This window comes from Bacillus cereus group sp. N24 (genome assembly GCF_016483345.1).
GTDB lineage: Bacteria > Bacillota > Bacilli > Bacillales > Bacillaceae_G > Bacillus_A > Bacillus_A toyonensis.
Map to the genome: position 1 here is coordinate 1 of NZ_JAEHCA010000053.1, position 14,842 is coordinate 14,842.

Genomic DNA, 14,842 nt, shown 5'->3' on the forward strand with positions numbered 1-14,842 from the left:
GGAAGTTAAGCTCTCTAGCGCCGATGGTAGTTGGGACCTTGTCCCTGTGAGAGTAGGACGTCGCCAAGCAACTAAAAAACACGAGTCTTTGACTCGTGTTTTTTTATTTCCCCTGAAATAGATTAGATTCTGATAGTAAAAATACTGAAATATAGTAAGGTATTTTTTGGGCAGAAATATTAAGGAATTGATAAATAAATGGATAATCTTCAGATCCATAACTACCAAGTAAGTCATACCACCAATCAGTTTCATACCTAGAAATCATGCTTAAATTATAGAGCAATAAGTAATGAACGAGGAGCTCAGGTAAAATGGGTTTAGAATTTCTAGGATTAGTCGTAAGTGGTAAGTAATAAGTATTAGTAAGGTACTCGTAGTATAAAGGAGTACTATACATAGGATTCCACGATTGAATAGGCGCCGAAAAAAACACATTCGATTCATTATTTTTCTCAGCTACGTGTTGTATCGATAAATGTTTACAAGTTGTTTCGATGTAACGAGAAAATCGCTCTTTAGTCATATGTAATCGATCTAATATATTGACTGAAAAGGAGAGCTCATTTTTATTTGTTGAATCGATCTTATATAAAGTTGATACTTTTTGACTATAACGAAACAAATTTTGTAATTCAGGAATATTCCCCATCAGCTCTAACATATTAAACTTCTCCGCTTCTAAGTGTTTCATGTGAAACAGTTGTTCTGCAACGTGAGTAAATAATCCGTTTTTCTGTATTTTCACCTCATCTTCTAAAAATTGATACCCCTGTTTTTTTCGTTTACGAGTTGTAACGCCATGAGCTAAAACAGTAGTTGATTCTGGGTAGTTAGGATCAATAGTTAACAAGCAAGCTTTAATTAGTTGACTAATTCCATAAAATAACAACATTGGTTGAATCGAAAAAGGGGCCGCCTTATATAATTCGTAATAATTTTTCCCGTGTTCTAAGTAGTAAATAAAGGGATAACAGTTTTCAAAACTTTTTTTTTCAGCATCTTGTATGGAGGATTTTTCATAACAACGGGCAAGATAACGTTGTACATTTTGAGATGAAAAAAAGAAACTTAATTGCTGCCAAGTACAATGTGTTTGATGCATATATTACGCTCCTTTTATTGTCTAAAAATTCTAACATATATATACGTCCTTGACAGTATTTTAACCAATTGATAAGCTACTAATAATAATTTCTGGTATCATGGGGGGAACAATTATGTGGGAATCTAAATTTGTTAAAGAAGGTTTGACTTTTGATGATGTATTACTTGTACCAGCGAGGTCAGATATATTACCAAGAGAAGTAAGTGTTAAAACAGTTTTATCTGAAAGCTTACAGCTAAACATCCCGTTAATTAGTGCAGGAATGGATACAGTAACAGAAGCTGACATGGCTATTGCAATGGCTCGCCAAGGCGGTTTAGGAATTATTCATAAGAATATGTCTATTGAGCAACAGGCAGAGCAAGTTGATAAAGTAAAGCGCTCTGAAAGCGGCGTTATTTCAGATCCTTTCTTCTTAACTCCAGAACATCAAGTATATGATGCAGAACATCTTATGGGAAAATATCGTATCTCAGGTGTACCAGTTGTAAATAATTTAGATGAGCGAAAATTAGTTGGTATTATTACCAACCGTGATATGCGTTTCATCCAAGATTACTCAATCAAAATTTCTGACGTAATGACAAAAGAACAGTTAATTACAGCTCCAGTTGGTACTACACTGGAAGAAGCTGAAAAGATCCTACAAAAGTATAAAATTGAAAAGCTCCCTCTTGTTGATAATAACGGTGTATTACAAGGGCTTATTACAATAAAAGATATTGAAAAAGTAATTGAATTCCCAAACTCTGCTAAAGATAAGCAAGGACGCTTATTAGTTGGAGCGGCTGTTGGTGTAACGGCTGATGCTATGCTTCGTATCGATGCATTAGTAAAAGCTAGCGTAGATGCAATTGTACTTGATACAGCTCATGGGCATTCTAAAGGTGTTATTGAAAAGGTAAAAGAAGTTCGTGCGAAATATCCAGCACTAAATATTATCGCTGGAAATGTTGCTACAGCTGAAGCAACGAAAGCATTAATCGAGGCTGGTGCAAACGTAGTTAAAGTTGGTATTGGACCAGGTTCTATTTGTACGACACGCGTTGTAGCTGGTGTTGGTGTACCACAATTAACAGCAGTTTATGATTGTGCAACAGAAGCTCGTAAACACGGTATTCCAGTTATTGCTGATGGCGGTGTTAAGTACTCTGGTGATATGGTTAAAGCTTTAGCAGCAGGAGCACACGTTGTTATGCTAGGTAGTATGTTTGCTGGTGTTGCTGAAAGCCCTGGAGAAACTGAAATTTACCAAGGTCGCCAATTTAAAGTATATCGTGGTATGGGTTCTGTTGGAGCGATGGAAAAAGGAAGTAAAGATCGTTACTTCCAAGAAGGAAACAAAAAACTTGTTCCAGAAGGTATTGAAGGACGCGTACCATATAAAGGACCTTTAGCAGATACAGTTCATCAATTAGTTGGTGGATTACGTGCAGGTATGGGATATTGTGGAGCACAGGATTTAGAATTCTTACGTGAGAATGCACAGTTCATTCGCATGTCAGGTGCTGGTTTACGTGAAAGCCACCCTCATCATGTACAAATTACAAAAGAGGCTCCAAACTACTCATTATAATGTCTTATATGTAAATAGATAGAGATTTGATATCTCTGTCTATTTTTTTTTGATTATGTTAGAATAACGGTTATGTGAGTACATAGATATTGGGGGTAGCAAAAGTGAAAGGTATGTTTTGCAAAAGATTCATGGCTTTGGTAACGGTGCTTACACTAGCTTGTAGCATGCTGTTACCATATAGCAATGCATCGGCTGAAACAGGAGCCGCTCTAAACATTGAAGCAGGTGCGGCAATTTTAGTAGAAGCGAATTCTGGGAAAATTTTATATCAAAAGAATGCAGATGAGTTATTATCAATTGCTAGTATGACAAAAATGATGAGTGAGTATTTAGTTCATGAAGCAGTGGATAAAGGAAAACTTAAGTGGGATCAAAAGATTAAGGTTTCTGAATATGCGCATAAGATTTCACAGGATCGTTCATTATCAAATGTTCCACTAGAAAATGGTGGTTCTTATACGGTAAAAGAGTTATACGAAGCGATGGCGATTTATTCCGCTAATGGAGCAACAATTGCTCTAGGTGAAGCAGTGGCAGGAAAAGAAGTTAATTTTGTAAAGATGATGAATGATAAGGCAAAAGAGTTGGGATTGAAAAATTATAAATTTGTAAATTCTACAGGCCTAACGAACAAAGATTTAAAAGGACAGCATCCCGAAGGAACAACACCGGATGAAGAAAATAAAATGTCTGCAAGGGACGTCGCAATTTTAGCGCAACATCTTATTAAGGATTATCCCAAAACATTAGATACAGCAAAAATCCCTAAAAAAGTATTCCAAGAGGGTGGAAAATACCCGATTAATATGGATAACTGGAATTGGATGTTAAAAGGTTTAGTTAAGCAATACGATGGCGTAGACGGCCTGAAAACAGGATCAACTCCAGAAGCCGGTGATTGCTTCACTGGTACGGTTGAAAGAAACGGTATGCGTTTTATTTCTGTAGTTATTAAAACAAGTTCTCATACAGCACGTTTTGATGAAACGAAGAAGTTATATGATTATGGATTTGCTAACTTTGAAATGAAGCAAATGTATAAAAAAGATTCTTCAGTAAAAGGACAAGAAACAGTAAGAGTAGGAAATGCAAAAGATAAAGATGTAGCAGTTCAAACAAAACAAGTTGTTTCACTTCCAGTGCCAAAAGGAAGTAAAGATGTTTATAAAGCAGAATTTAAAGAAGCAAGTAAGGGACAAGAAGCACCTATTAAAAAGGGTGTTGCACTTGGTCAGATGGTAATTACACCAAAAGATACGAATGACCCTGGATTTTTATCTGGTAAGTCATTACAAGTAGATCTTGTAACAACATCAGCAGTGGAAGAAGCAAACTGGTTTACTCGTTCTATGCGCGGAATCGGCTCTTTCTTTAGTGGTATATGGAATAGTGCTGTTGATACAGTAAAAGGTTGGTTTTAAAAGCTCCTCATTGTAGGAGCTTTTTCTTATTCCCATTTTTCATACCCACTTTATGAAAAAGTAGTAGACAAGCATCTGATAGTTAATGGTAGAATGTAAGAGTATTCTTAATTTTCGCCTTTAACGGGGGAAAGCAATTCACCTAGGGGGGTTTTTGTACATGACAAATGTAACAGGGACAGAACGTGTAAAACGTGGAATGGCAGAAATGCAAAAAGGCGGCGTTATTATGGACGTAGTTAACGCTGAACAAGCAAGGATTGCAGAAGAAGCAGGCGCAGTTGCCGTTATGGCATTAGAGCGTGTACCAGCAGATATTCGTGCAGCAGGTGGCGTTTCTCGTATGGCAGACCCAACGATTGTTGAAGAAGTTATGGGTGCGGTGTCAATTCCGGTTATGGCAAAATGCCGTATCGGTCATCTTGTAGAAGCACGTGTATTAGAATCATTAGGGGTAGACTATATCGATGAGAGTGAAGTATTAACTCCTGCTGATGAAGTATACCATTTAAATAAACGTGATTACACAGTTCCGTTTGTATGTGGTTGCCGTGATATCGGAGAAGCTGCACGTCGTATTGCAGAAGGTGCATCTATGCTTCGTACAAAAGGTGAGCCAGGAACAGGAAACATTGTAGAGGCAGTGCGTCATATGCGCCAAGTCAATGCAGAAATCCGTCAAGTTGCAAGTCTACGTGAAGATGAGTTAATGACATATGCAAAAAATACTGGTGCTCCTTATGAAGTACTACTTGAAATTAAACGCCTTGGTCGCTTGCCAGTTGTAAACTTTGCAGCAGGTGGTGTAGCAACACCAGCAGATGCAGCGTTAATGATGCAACTTGGTGCTGATGGTGTATTTGTTGGATCTGGTATCTTCAAATCAGAGAACCCAGAGAAATTTGCACGTGCAATCGTTGAAGCGACGACTCATTATGAAGATTACGAACTAATTGCAAGCCTTTCTAAAGGATTGGGTAATGCAATGAAAGGTGTCGAAATTTCAACGTTATTACCAGAACAACGCATGCAAGAGCGTGGATGGTAATTGAAGGAGAACTTTAAAATGGTGAAAATCGGTGTACTAGGTCTTCAAGGTGCAGTTCGTGAGCATGTAAAATCAGTTGAAGCAAGTGGTGCAGAAGCTGTTGTTGTAAAGCGTATAGAGCAACTTGAAGAGATTGATGGTCTTATTTTACCAGGCGGTGAAAGTACAACAATGCGTCGTCTTATTGATAAGTATGCTTTCATGGAACCACTTCGTACATTTGCGAAGTCTGGTAAACCAATGTTTGGTACATGTGCAGGTATGATTCTTCTTGCGAAAACACTTATTGGCTATGAAGAAGCACATATTGGTGCTATGGATATTACAGTTGAACGCAATGCGTTTGGACGCCAAAAAGATAGTTTTGAAGCCGCACTTTCAATGAAAGGTGTGGGGGAAGACTTTATTGGTGTATTTATCCGTGCTCCGTATGTTGTAGATGTCGCTGATAACGTTGAAGTACTTTCTAAGCACGGCGATCGAATGGTAGCGGTAAGACAAGATCAGTTTTTAGCTGCTTCATTCCATCCGGAATTAACGGATGATCATCGTGTGACAGCATACTTTGTCGAAATGGTAAAAGAAGCTAAAATGAAAAAAGTTGTGTAAGTAACTTGCAACTTGTATAAGATTATAGTAAATTGATGGTAACAATTTTATAAAATAAGCGTGTTGATAGGAAGTAGTAACAAATGTCGTTTCTTATAGAGAGTCGATGGTTGGTGGAAATCGATAGAAACAGTTTGTGAATCCATCCTGGAATGGAATGTGGAATATCTTTATGATTAGTAAACATTCCCGGTGAAGAGCCGTTATTTCTACTTGAGAGGAAAGTAGTAATGCTTTCAACTAGGGTGGCAACGCGGGTTAACTCCCGTCCCTTTGTATAGGGACGGGAGTTTTTTGTGTTTTATAAAATAAAAGGAGGAGTATATAATGCTTGATATTAAATTATTACGTACGAACTTTGAAGAAGTAAAAGCAAAATTGCAGCATAGAGGCGAAGATTTAACGGAGTTTGGTCGTTTTGAAGAGCTTGATACGAGAAGAAGAGAACTACTTGTTCAAACAGAAGAACTAAAAAGTAAACGTAACGAAGTGTCTCAACAAATTTCAGTATTAAAGCGTGAAAAGAAAGATGCAGAAGCTTTAATTTTAGAAATGCGTGAAGTTGGAGAAAAAGTAAAAGATCTTGATAATGAACTTCGTACAGTTGAAGAAGACTTAGAAAGATTAATGTTATCTATTCCAAATATTCCTCATGAATCTGCTCCAGTTGGTGAAACAGAGGATGATAATGTAGTAGCACGTACTTGGGGAGAAGTGAAGGAATTTGCTTTTGAACCAAAACCACATTGGGATCTTGCTACAGATTTAGGAGTTTTAGATTTTGAGCGTGCTGGGAAAGTAACAGGAAGCCGCTTCGTATTTTACAAAGGTGCAGGCGCAAGATTAGAGCGTGCTTTAATTAGTTTTATGCTTGATCTTCATACTGACGAGCATGGATATGAAGAAGTGTTACCTCCGTATATGGTAAACCGTGCAAGTATGACAGGAACAGGACAACTTCCGAAGTTTGAAGAAGATGCATTCCGTATTGAAAGTGAAGATTACTTCTTAATTCCAACAGCAGAAGTACCTGTAACGAATATGCATCGTGATGAGATTTTAAATAAAGAGCAATTGCCTATAAGATATGCTGCATTTAGCTCTTGCTTCCGTTCTGAAGCAGGTTCAGCTGGTCGCGATACACGTGGTTTAATTCGTCAACATCAGTTCAATAAAGTAGAGCTTGTGAAGTTCGTAAAACCAGAAGATTCTTATGAAGAGTTAGAAAAATTAACAAATGATGCAGAACGCGTGTTACAATTATTAGAGTTGCCATATCGCGTTATGAGCATGTGCACAGGCGATTTAGGATTTACAGCAGCGAAGAAATACGATATTGAAGTATGGATTCCAAGCTATGGCACATATCGTGAAATTTCTTCTTGTAGTAATTTTGAAGCTTTCCAAGCGAGACGTGCAAATATCCGTTTCCGCCGTGAGCCAAACGGAAAACCAGAACATGTTCATACATTAAATGGATCTGGTCTTGCAATTGGACGTACGGTTGCAGCTATTTTAGAGAACTACCAACAAGAAGATGGTACAATTATAATTCCAGAAGTTCTTCGCCCTTATATGGGAGGAAAAACAGTTATTAAGTAAATTTAAACATTCATCGGTATGAGTGATTGGTAATTATGAGCGTTGTCAGTACTGTAATGTAGGAGGGGGAAAGTAAAATTTTCCTTTCCTCATAATTTATTTTAGTAGGGTTGACTAACTGTTTTTCTTTTGATATTATATTTGATGTCAATATGGAGGTATACCCAAGTCCGGCTGAAGGGATCGGTCTTGAAAACCGACAGGCGGCGAGAGTCGCGCGGGGGTTCGAATCCCTCTACCTCCTCCAGATATAATTGACAACAGCGCATATAAGTGGAGATTGGAGAACTCGTTACCAACACGTAACGAGTTTTTATTTTAAAACCAATCATAAAGTATGGTGTAAGGCGATTTTGTCCTTATTACACACTCATATTCCGATGATTATCTTCATAGATATGAAAGGAGTCAACATGGATCTTATTATACAAACGTTTCCTTTAGATGGAAAAACTTTATATTATGTACAATGTCCTGTCTGTAAGAACAATAGAATTTTAAACAGTGGTGCAAATGTATCGCGCATTATAAGCGATGATACATTCCGTAAACTTTGTGGCTGTACTTGTGATGTAAAGCAAGCTACGACAAAAGTAGAGGCGCCAAAAAAGGTTGAAAAACCAGCTGTAAAGAAAGAAGCAGCTCCAAAACGTACAGGTAAAGTATTAACGGCAGTGATTAACGGGAAAGAAATGACTGTTAAAGAGATTGCTGAAACATATGACATTAGTACAAGTACTGTTCGTCAGCGTATTAACGCTGGAAAACCTGAGAGTGAAATTATTGCTCCAACAAAGAAGAAGTAATTTAATAGGAAAACCCGTGCATATGCACGGGTTTTTTATTTTACAAGTTTACGTGTTTGTTTTAAGAAATGGCCAATTTTTTTAATGATTGGTTCGATTGAATCGCCATCTTTTAAAATATCGTATTCATTAATGTTTAATCGTAAAACAGGGCATGAATTGAAGTTGTTAATCCAGTTTTCGTAACGTCCGTGCATCTCTTTCCAATACTCAATTGGTGTTTGCTGCTCCATCGGGCGTCCGCGTTCTTGAATACGGTCTACAATATCATCGAAAGAACCTTCTAAGTAAATTAATAAGTCTGGATGAGGGAAGTAAGGAGTCATGACCATAGCATCAAATAAACCTTTGTATGTTTCATAATCAGTTTCCGTCATTGTACCTTTTTCATGATGCATCTTTGCGAAAATTCCAGTGTCTTCATAGATAGAACGGTCTTGAACAAAACCACCACCGTATTCAAAAATTCTCTTTTGTTCTTTAAATCGTTCTGCTAAGAAGTATACTTGCAAGTGGAAGCTCCAGCGTGTGAAATCGGCATAGAACTTGTCCAAATATGGATTAGAATCTACTTTTTCAAATGATGTGCGATAACCTAAAGCGTTAGCTAGTGCAGTTGTCATAGTTGATTTTCCGACACCTACTGTTCCAGCGATAGTAATTACTGCATCATTCGGTATATCATATTTTTGCCTTAAATTCATTATTATTTCGACTCCTTTAAGAGAGTATTTTGAAGGGCGGATAGGATGACGTTTAAATCATCGGGATTTTGTACAAAATCCATATCGTCTCCGTTAAATTTCAACACTGGGATATCTGGATGGTCCTTTTTAAAAGTATCCATTGCTGTTTCGTAATCTTTTGTGAGTTGTAGTAAGTAATTTGGATCCATATTTTTTTCGAATTCTCTTCCGCGCATTGCGATTCGTTTTTGTAATGTTTCCAGGCTAGCTGTTAAATAAACGATGACATTTGGTACAGGCATATCTTGTGTAAGGATACGATAGATTTGCATGTATTTGTCATATTGAGAATCTTTTAATGTACGGGATGCGAAAATTAAATTTTTAAATATATGATAATCTGCTACTACTGGCTTCCTTTGATTCAAAAACTTTATGTTAATGTCTTCTAGTTGTTTGTATCTATTACAAAGAAAGAACATCTCTGTTTGAAAACTCCATTCGTCGATGTCTTCATAGAACTTTCCTAAAAAAGGGTTTTCATCAACAATCTCTTTTAGTAAGTGGAGTTGCATGTGAGTTGAAATTTCCTTCGCAAGTGAAGTTTTTCCAACACCAATTGGTCCTTCAACCGTGATAAATGGTACTCCGGTCACGCTGTTTCCTCCTTTCAATCAGTGATTTACCGTGACTAATAAAAACACAAAACAGAATTATTGTAGCACAAGAGGGAAGCGAGCGGGTTAATTTGATATAAAAAGTTAGAAAATAGATATATGTATTAATTAATTTTTATTTGAGATGACGGTAGTATATTTGCTTTCAATGTAGCTTCCATTATTTTTAAAGCATGCAGATTGTCCTGATCATTGTTAGAGGCAATGCAATCCTGTGGTACATACAGTGTATAATTTCTCATATGAGCATCGTTAGCAGTAAATAGGATACATATATTCCCAGCAACTCCTGTTAATATCAGATTTTCTATTTTTAAATAGCCCAATAAAGAATTCAAAGGCGTTTCATAAAAAGCAGAGTAATGTGGTTTAATAAAAATGTAATCATCAGAATGTGGAGCAATCTTATGAATTATATTTTCACTATACTCATTTGTACAATGAGTAATCAGTTGGTCAATATCAGATCTCCAAAGTTGATAATGGTCATTAACATAAATTATGGGATAGCCGAAGGCTTTCATTGTTTTCTTTAATTGTAAAATAGGATTTGTTATAGTTTCGCATTTTTTTGCCAGGATGGGCCCGTGGGAAAATTGAAAGTCATTAATCATATCAATAATGAGCAAAGCAGTGTTTTTCATATGTAATCCCCTCTCTTTTTCTTTTAGGGTGGATTGAATTTATAAAAGTTATCCCACGTGTAGTAAATGGAAAAAGGTTTATTTTATTTGTGATGAAAGGACTAGGTTATGGAACAAGATCAAGATATTTATTTTATGCAACTAGCGATAGAAGAGGCTAAAAAGGCAGAGGAAATACAAGAAGTACCAATTGGTGCAGTCATAGTGTTAGATGGTGAGGTAATTAGTGTTGCTCATAATTTAAGGGAAACTGAGCAACGATCAATCGCTCATGCCGAGCTGTTAGCGATTGATGAAGCTTGCAAAAAGCTAGGGACATGGCGTTTAGAAGATGCAACGTTATATGTAACCTTAGAGCCCTGTCCAATGTGTGCGGGTGGAATTGTTTTATCACGAGTGAAGCGAGTTGTATATGGTGCAAGTGATCCGAAGGGCGGATGTGCAGGAACATTAATGAATCTTTTAACAGATGAACGCTTTAATCATCAATGTGAAGTAGTCACTGGTGTATTAGAAGAAGAGTGCGGTACGTTGCTAACAAACTTTTTTAGAGAGCTTCGTAAAAAAAGAAAAGCGATAAAAAAATTAGAGAAAAGTAACGAGAATTAACGCATTTGCATTTTATAAAAAAACAAGTTATACTGATAATGCCTTTAATGAAGGCAACCGAATATTGGTTTTAACTTTGCCGTGCTAAGCGGGGAGGTAGCGGTGCCCTATACTCGCAATCCGCTCTAGCGAGGCCGAATCCCTTCTCGAGGTTATGTTGCTGTAAGGTCTGCCTTAAGTAAGTGGTGTTGACGTTTGGGTCCTGCGCAACGGGACCCCGTGAACCTTGTCAGGTCCGGAAGGAAGCAGCAATAAGCGGGTTTTCTCGTGTGCCGCAGGAGTGCCTGAACCGAGCTAACTGCTTGAGTAACGCTTATGGTACGTAATCGACAGAAGGTGCACGGCAGTTATATATGTATACAAAACTCACCTTGATACAAGGTGGGTTTTTTGTATGGAAAATAACTTTTGGAATCTATAAACAGAATGGGTTATAATATATAAGATAATAACCTTTGAGGGAGGCCGTATTTTCGTGTCATACCAAGCGTTATACCGAACATGGAGACCGCAAAAGTTCGAAGATGTAGTCGGTCAAAAGCACGTAACAAAAACGTTGCAAAATGCCCTTCTTCAAGAGAAAGTTTCACATGCTTATTTATTTTCTGGTCCGAGGGGAACAGGAAAAACGACGATTGCAAAAGTATTTGCAAAAGCAATTAACTGTGAACATGCTCCGGTAGCTGAACCTTGTAATGAATGTCCTTCTTGTTTAGGAATTACACAAGGATCTATTTCAGATGTATTAGAAATTGATGCGGCTTCAAATAACGGTGTAGATGAAATTCGAGATATAAGAGATAAAGTAAAATATGCTCCAAGTGCTGTAGAATATAAAGTATACATTATCGATGAGGTTCACATGCTTTCTATGGGTGCCTTTAATGCTCTTCTAAAAACTTTAGAAGAGCCGCCAGGACATGTTATCTTTATTTTAGCGACAACAGAACCACATAAGATTCCACCTACGATTATTTCGAGATGTCAGCGATTTGAATTCCGAAAAATATCAGTAAATGATATTGTTGAGAGATTATCGACGGTTGTGACAAATGAGGGTACGCAAGTAGAAGAGGAAGCACTACAAATTGTTGCTCGTGCTGCCGAGGGTGGTATGCGTGATGCACTTAGCCTTATCGATCAGGCCATATCTTATAGTGATGATGCAGTTACGACAGAAGATGTTTTAGCTGTAACAGGCTCTGTTTCTCAGCAATATTTAGGTAACCTAGTAGAATGTATACGTGAAAATGATGTATCAAGAGCATTACGTATCATAGATGAGATGATGAGTAAAGGGAAGGATCCAGTTCGATTTATGGAGGATTTCATTTACTATTATCGTGATATGCTTTTATATCAAACTTCACCACAACTAGAACATATGCTGGAACGAGTAATTGTAGATGATCAATTCCGCATGTTAAGTGAAGAAATGCAGCCGGAAGTAATCTATGAAATTATTCATAGTCTTAGTAAAGGGCAACAAGAGATGAAGTGGACAAACCATCCACGAATTTTCTTAGAAGTTGTGATGGTACAACTGTGTCAGCAGTTTATGATGCAAGTAAACGGTGCAGATCGTTTACAAGCGGTTATGAACAGAATGCAGCAACTGGAGAAAGAATTAGAACAAGTTAAAAAGAATGGTGTACCAGCTGGCGTGCAACCTGAAGTAAGAGAGACGCGTGCAACACCAAAACCAATGCGAACGGGAAGTATGAAAATTCCTGTTGGACGTGTAAATGAAGTGTTGAAGCAGGCGAAGCGTCAAGAATTAGAACAATTGAAAGCCGTATGGGGTGAGTTGTTAGGAAGACTCAAATCGTATAACAAAGTGGCATTTGCTGTTTTATTAGAAAATAGTGAGCCAGTAGCGGCTTCAGATGATACTTATGTGTTAGCATTTCAATATGAGATTCATTGTAAAATGGCGAGTGAAAATCGTGAAGCAATGGATACGCTGGAACAAATTCTTTTTGAATTGCTAAGTAAAAAGTTAAATATGATTGCTATCCCGAAAAGTGAATGGGGTAAAATTCGTGAGGCCTTTTTACAACGCGAAGGCGGGGATTCTGAAGAAAGCCCAGAGCAAAAAGAAGATCCTCTCATAGAAGAAGCAGTAAAATTAGTAGGGCAAGAACTTATTGAAATAAAAGAATAACTATTATTAGGAGGAATTAAATATGATGCGTGGCGGAATGGGAAATATGAATAACATGATGAAACAAATGCAAAAGATGCAAAAAGACATGGCAAAAGCACAGGAAGAGCTTGGTGAAAAAACGGTTGAAGGTACAGCTGGTGGTGGAATGGTTTCTGTAATTGCAAATGGCCATAAGCAAGTTCTTGAAGTGAAAATTAAAGAAGAAGTTGTAGATCCAGAAGATATCGAAATGTTACAAGATCTAGTGCTAGCTGCAACGAACGATGCACTTAAAAAGGTTGATGAACTTTCAAATTCTACAATGGGTAAATTTACAAAAGGCTTAAACTTACCAGGTGGAATGTTCTAGGAGGATATTGATATATGCATTATCCAGAACCAATATCAAAATTAATCGATAGTTTTATGAAATTGCCAGGAATCGGACCGAAAACAGCGGTTCGATTGGCATTTTTCGTATTAGATATGAAAGAAGACGATGTGTTAGGTTTTGCGAAAGCACTTGTGAATGCGAAGCGAGATCTAGCGTATTGTTCTGTATGCGGACATATTACTGACCGTGATCCTTGTTATATTTGTGATGATTCACATCGAGATCAAACGGTTGTCTGTGTCGTGCAAGAACCGAAAGATGTAATCGCGATGGAAAAAATGAAAGAGTATCAAGGTGTATATCATGTGTTACGTGGTGCGATTTCCCCAATGGAGGGAATTGGACCGGAAGACATTAATATCCCGCAACTCTTAAAGCGACTGCACGATGAAACGGTACAAGAAGTGATATTGGCAACAAACCCTAACATTGAAGGGGAAGCTACAGCGATGTATATATCCCGCCTCTTAAAGCCGACAGGTATTAAAGTAACTCGTATTGCACATGGTCTACCAGTTGGTGGAGATTTAGAATATGCAGATGAAGTAACTCTGTCAAAAGCGCTAGAAGGCCGCAGAGAAGTATAAGAGGAGAAACAAAAATGTTCTTTCAAAAAAAGGGTAAATTGCGTAAAGAGTATGACGATAAGTTAATTGTACTATTAGAAAAAGTAAAGAATGAATGGTTACGTCAAAAGAGAATGGTTGAACAAAGTGTTGAGCCGTCTCCAGATGTAATTTGTTCTTTGAAAATAGCGGAGGCGAAATATTTCTTCTTGTTAAAAGAAGCGAAGCGTCGCCCTGTAAAAATGGAACAATGGTAAAAGGTTCTGCTTTTTAAGCAGAACCTTTTATTTTTTATTTGTTGAAGTAGAGGGATTATTTCGTTTTAAAAGGATCGTTGAGGATTCTGATGGGTTTGTATGAAGAAAATGTTGCTGCGTAAAAGTTATCACGATGGGCCGACTGGAGTTATAGGATAAACGTTCTTTTTTATCGTCTTGTCCCATACATATAGATATGTATAGGTCATTCATAAGGAGGAAAAAATGAATTCTACAATTATTATTGTTGGTATTCTATCTCTTGTTTTTATTTTTCTTGTTTTTGGTGTTTCTTCTAAACCATTGCGTTTTATAGGTAAAATACTTTTTCATGTTACTTTAGGAATAGCATTGCTCTTTATCGTAAATGTTGTAGGGACATATTTTGATTTTCATATTCCGATTAACGCAGGTACAGCGACAGTAACAAGTTTATTAGGTTTACCCGGTGTTGCTGCATTAGTAATAATTAAGCTGTATATCATGCCAAGATAAAATTATTTTGGCATTTTTTTAAAAAGTGTTGACTAAAGAATGTTTAATATGATAAATTAATAAGCGTCGTCAGGAACGAAAGAAAAAAGTTGTTGACAGATTTAACGATAAATGTTAAATTATAAAAGTCGCTGAAACGCGATGTTGAACTTTGAAAACTAAACGAAACAAACAACGTGAAACGTCAATTTTTAT

16 protein-coding genes, 1 tRNA gene, 1 other RNA gene and 1 other annotated feature are annotated in these 14,842 nt (G+C 37.2%); of the genes, 14 read left to right on the top strand and 4 right to left on the bottom strand.

Features of this window, described 5'->3' with window-relative positions; all coding sequences use genetic code 11:
• Positions 1 to 103 precede the first annotated feature (103 nt).
• Positions 104 to 1,105, bottom strand: coding sequence for a YaaC family protein (locus JDS95_RS29675; protein ID WP_000554258.1), 1,002 nt, complete (start codon positions 1,103 to 1,105; stop codon positions 104 to 106).
• Positions 1,106 to 1,220: 115 nt separating this feature from the next.
• Here JDS95_RS29675 and guaB point away from each other — a divergent pair, with 115 nt between their 5' ends.
• The 7 genes from guaB (at position 1,221) to JDS95_RS29710 (ending at position 8,173) form a co-directional block, all read left to right on the top strand.
• Complete coding sequence (guaB, locus tag JDS95_RS29680; protein WP_000264091.1) at positions 1,221 to 2,684, top strand: IMP dehydrogenase; 1,464 nt, start codon at positions 1,221 to 1,223, stop codon at positions 2,682 to 2,684.
• 113 nt (positions 2,685 to 2,797) lie between these two features.
• The gene (locus JDS95_RS29685; protein ID WP_139823589.1) at positions 2,798 to 4,108 is read left to right on the top strand and encodes a serine hydrolase; all 1,311 of its coding nucleotides are present in this window, start codon (positions 2,798 to 2,800) and stop codon (positions 4,106 to 4,108) included.
• A 160-nt stretch (positions 4,109 to 4,268) separates the two neighbouring features.
• Positions 4,269 to 5,156 (top strand): pyridoxal 5'-phosphate synthase lyase subunit PdxS, encoded by an 888-nt coding sequence (gene pdxS / locus JDS95_RS29690; protein ID WP_000186168.1) that lies wholly within the window; start codon positions 4,269 to 4,271, stop codon positions 5,154 to 5,156.
• An 18-nt stretch (positions 5,157 to 5,174) separates the two neighbouring features.
• Positions 5,175 to 5,765 (top strand): pyridoxal 5'-phosphate synthase glutaminase subunit PdxT, encoded by a 591-nt coding sequence (gene pdxT / locus JDS95_RS29695; protein WP_000238789.1) that lies wholly within the window; start codon positions 5,175 to 5,177, stop codon positions 5,763 to 5,765.
• Between the two features lie 54 nt (positions 5,766 to 5,819).
• Positions 5,820 to 6,041 (top strand) — a binding site (T-box leader).
• A 51-nt stretch (positions 6,042 to 6,092) separates the two neighbouring features.
• Complete coding sequence (gene serS / locus JDS95_RS29700; protein ID WP_000884202.1) at positions 6,093 to 7,367, top strand: serine--tRNA ligase; 1,275 nt, start codon at positions 6,093 to 6,095, stop codon at positions 7,365 to 7,367.
• Positions 7,368 to 7,521: 154 nt separating this feature from the next.
• Positions 7,522 to 7,614, top strand: a tRNA-Ser gene (locus tag JDS95_RS29705).
• Between the two features lie 166 nt (positions 7,615 to 7,780).
• Entirely contained in the window at positions 7,781 to 8,173 is a 393-nt protein-coding gene (locus tag JDS95_RS29710; protein ID WP_000364197.1) for a sigma factor-like helix-turn-helix DNA-binding protein, read from the top strand.
• A 35-nt stretch (positions 8,174 to 8,208) separates the two neighbouring features.
• On the opposite strand, the gene JDS95_RS29715 is transcribed toward JDS95_RS29710, so the two are convergent.
• The 3 genes from JDS95_RS29715 to JDS95_RS29725 all read right to left on the bottom strand — a co-directional run bounded on the left by JDS95_RS29715 (position 8,209) and on the right by JDS95_RS29725 (position 10,180).
• Entirely contained in the window at positions 8,209 to 8,877 is a 669-nt protein-coding gene (locus tag JDS95_RS29715) for a deoxynucleoside kinase (protein WP_001053585.1), read from the bottom strand.
• A 2-nt stretch (positions 8,878 to 8,879) separates the two neighbouring features.
• Positions 8,880 to 9,515 (bottom strand): deoxynucleoside kinase, encoded by a 636-nt coding sequence (locus JDS95_RS29720; RefSeq protein ID WP_000148210.1) that lies wholly within the window; start codon positions 9,513 to 9,515, stop codon positions 8,880 to 8,882.
• Positions 9,516 to 9,640: 125 nt separating this feature from the next.
• The gene (locus JDS95_RS29725; RefSeq protein ID WP_000798729.1) at positions 9,641 to 10,180 is read right to left on the bottom strand and encodes a cysteine hydrolase family protein; all 540 of its coding nucleotides are present in this window, start codon (positions 10,178 to 10,180) and stop codon (positions 9,641 to 9,643) included.
• 108 nt (positions 10,181 to 10,288) lie between these two features.
• On the opposite strand from JDS95_RS29725, the gene tadA reads away from it, so the two are divergent.
• The 7 genes from tadA to JDS95_RS29760 all read left to right on the top strand — a co-directional run bounded on the left by tadA (position 10,289) and on the right by JDS95_RS29760 (position 14,647).
• On the top strand, positions 10,289 to 10,789 hold the full coding sequence (tadA, locus tag JDS95_RS29730) for a tRNA adenosine(34) deaminase TadA (RefSeq protein ID WP_000434333.1): 501 nt from the start codon (positions 10,289 to 10,291) through the stop codon (positions 10,787 to 10,789).
• A 79-nt stretch (positions 10,790 to 10,868) separates the two neighbouring features.
• Positions 10,869 to 11,133: signal recognition particle sRNA large type (ffs, locus tag JDS95_RS29735), an RNA gene on the top strand.
• Positions 11,134 to 11,264: 131 nt separating this feature from the next.
• Positions 11,265 to 12,953: a DNA polymerase III subunit gamma/tau gene (dnaX, locus tag JDS95_RS29740; RefSeq protein WP_000121585.1), complete on the top strand. Its 1,689-nt coding sequence runs from the start codon at positions 11,265 to 11,267 to the stop codon at positions 12,951 to 12,953.
• Between the two features lie 25 nt (positions 12,954 to 12,978).
• Positions 12,979 to 13,305 carry a YbaB/EbfC family nucleoid-associated protein gene (locus tag JDS95_RS29745; protein ID WP_170957726.1) on the top strand — a complete coding sequence of 109 codons (327 nt, stop codon included), beginning with the start codon at positions 12,979 to 12,981 and terminating at the stop codon, positions 13,303 to 13,305.
• Positions 13,306 to 13,319: 14 nt separating this feature from the next.
• Positions 13,320 to 13,916 (top strand): recombination protein RecR, encoded by a 597-nt coding sequence (gene recR, locus JDS95_RS29750; protein WP_000559167.1) that lies wholly within the window; start codon positions 13,320 to 13,322, stop codon positions 13,914 to 13,916.
• 14 nt (positions 13,917 to 13,930) lie between these two features.
• Positions 13,931 to 14,152: a YaaL family protein gene (locus tag JDS95_RS29755; protein WP_000466018.1), complete on the top strand. Its 222-nt coding sequence runs from the start codon at positions 13,931 to 13,933 to the stop codon at positions 14,150 to 14,152.
• A 225-nt stretch (positions 14,153 to 14,377) separates the two neighbouring features.
• A complete protein-coding gene (locus JDS95_RS29760) occupies positions 14,378 to 14,647 on the top strand; it encodes a pro-sigmaK processing inhibitor BofA family protein (protein ID WP_001089268.1) in 270 nt (89 codons plus the stop codon).
• The last annotated feature ends 195 nt before the right edge of the window (positions 14,648 to 14,842 follow it).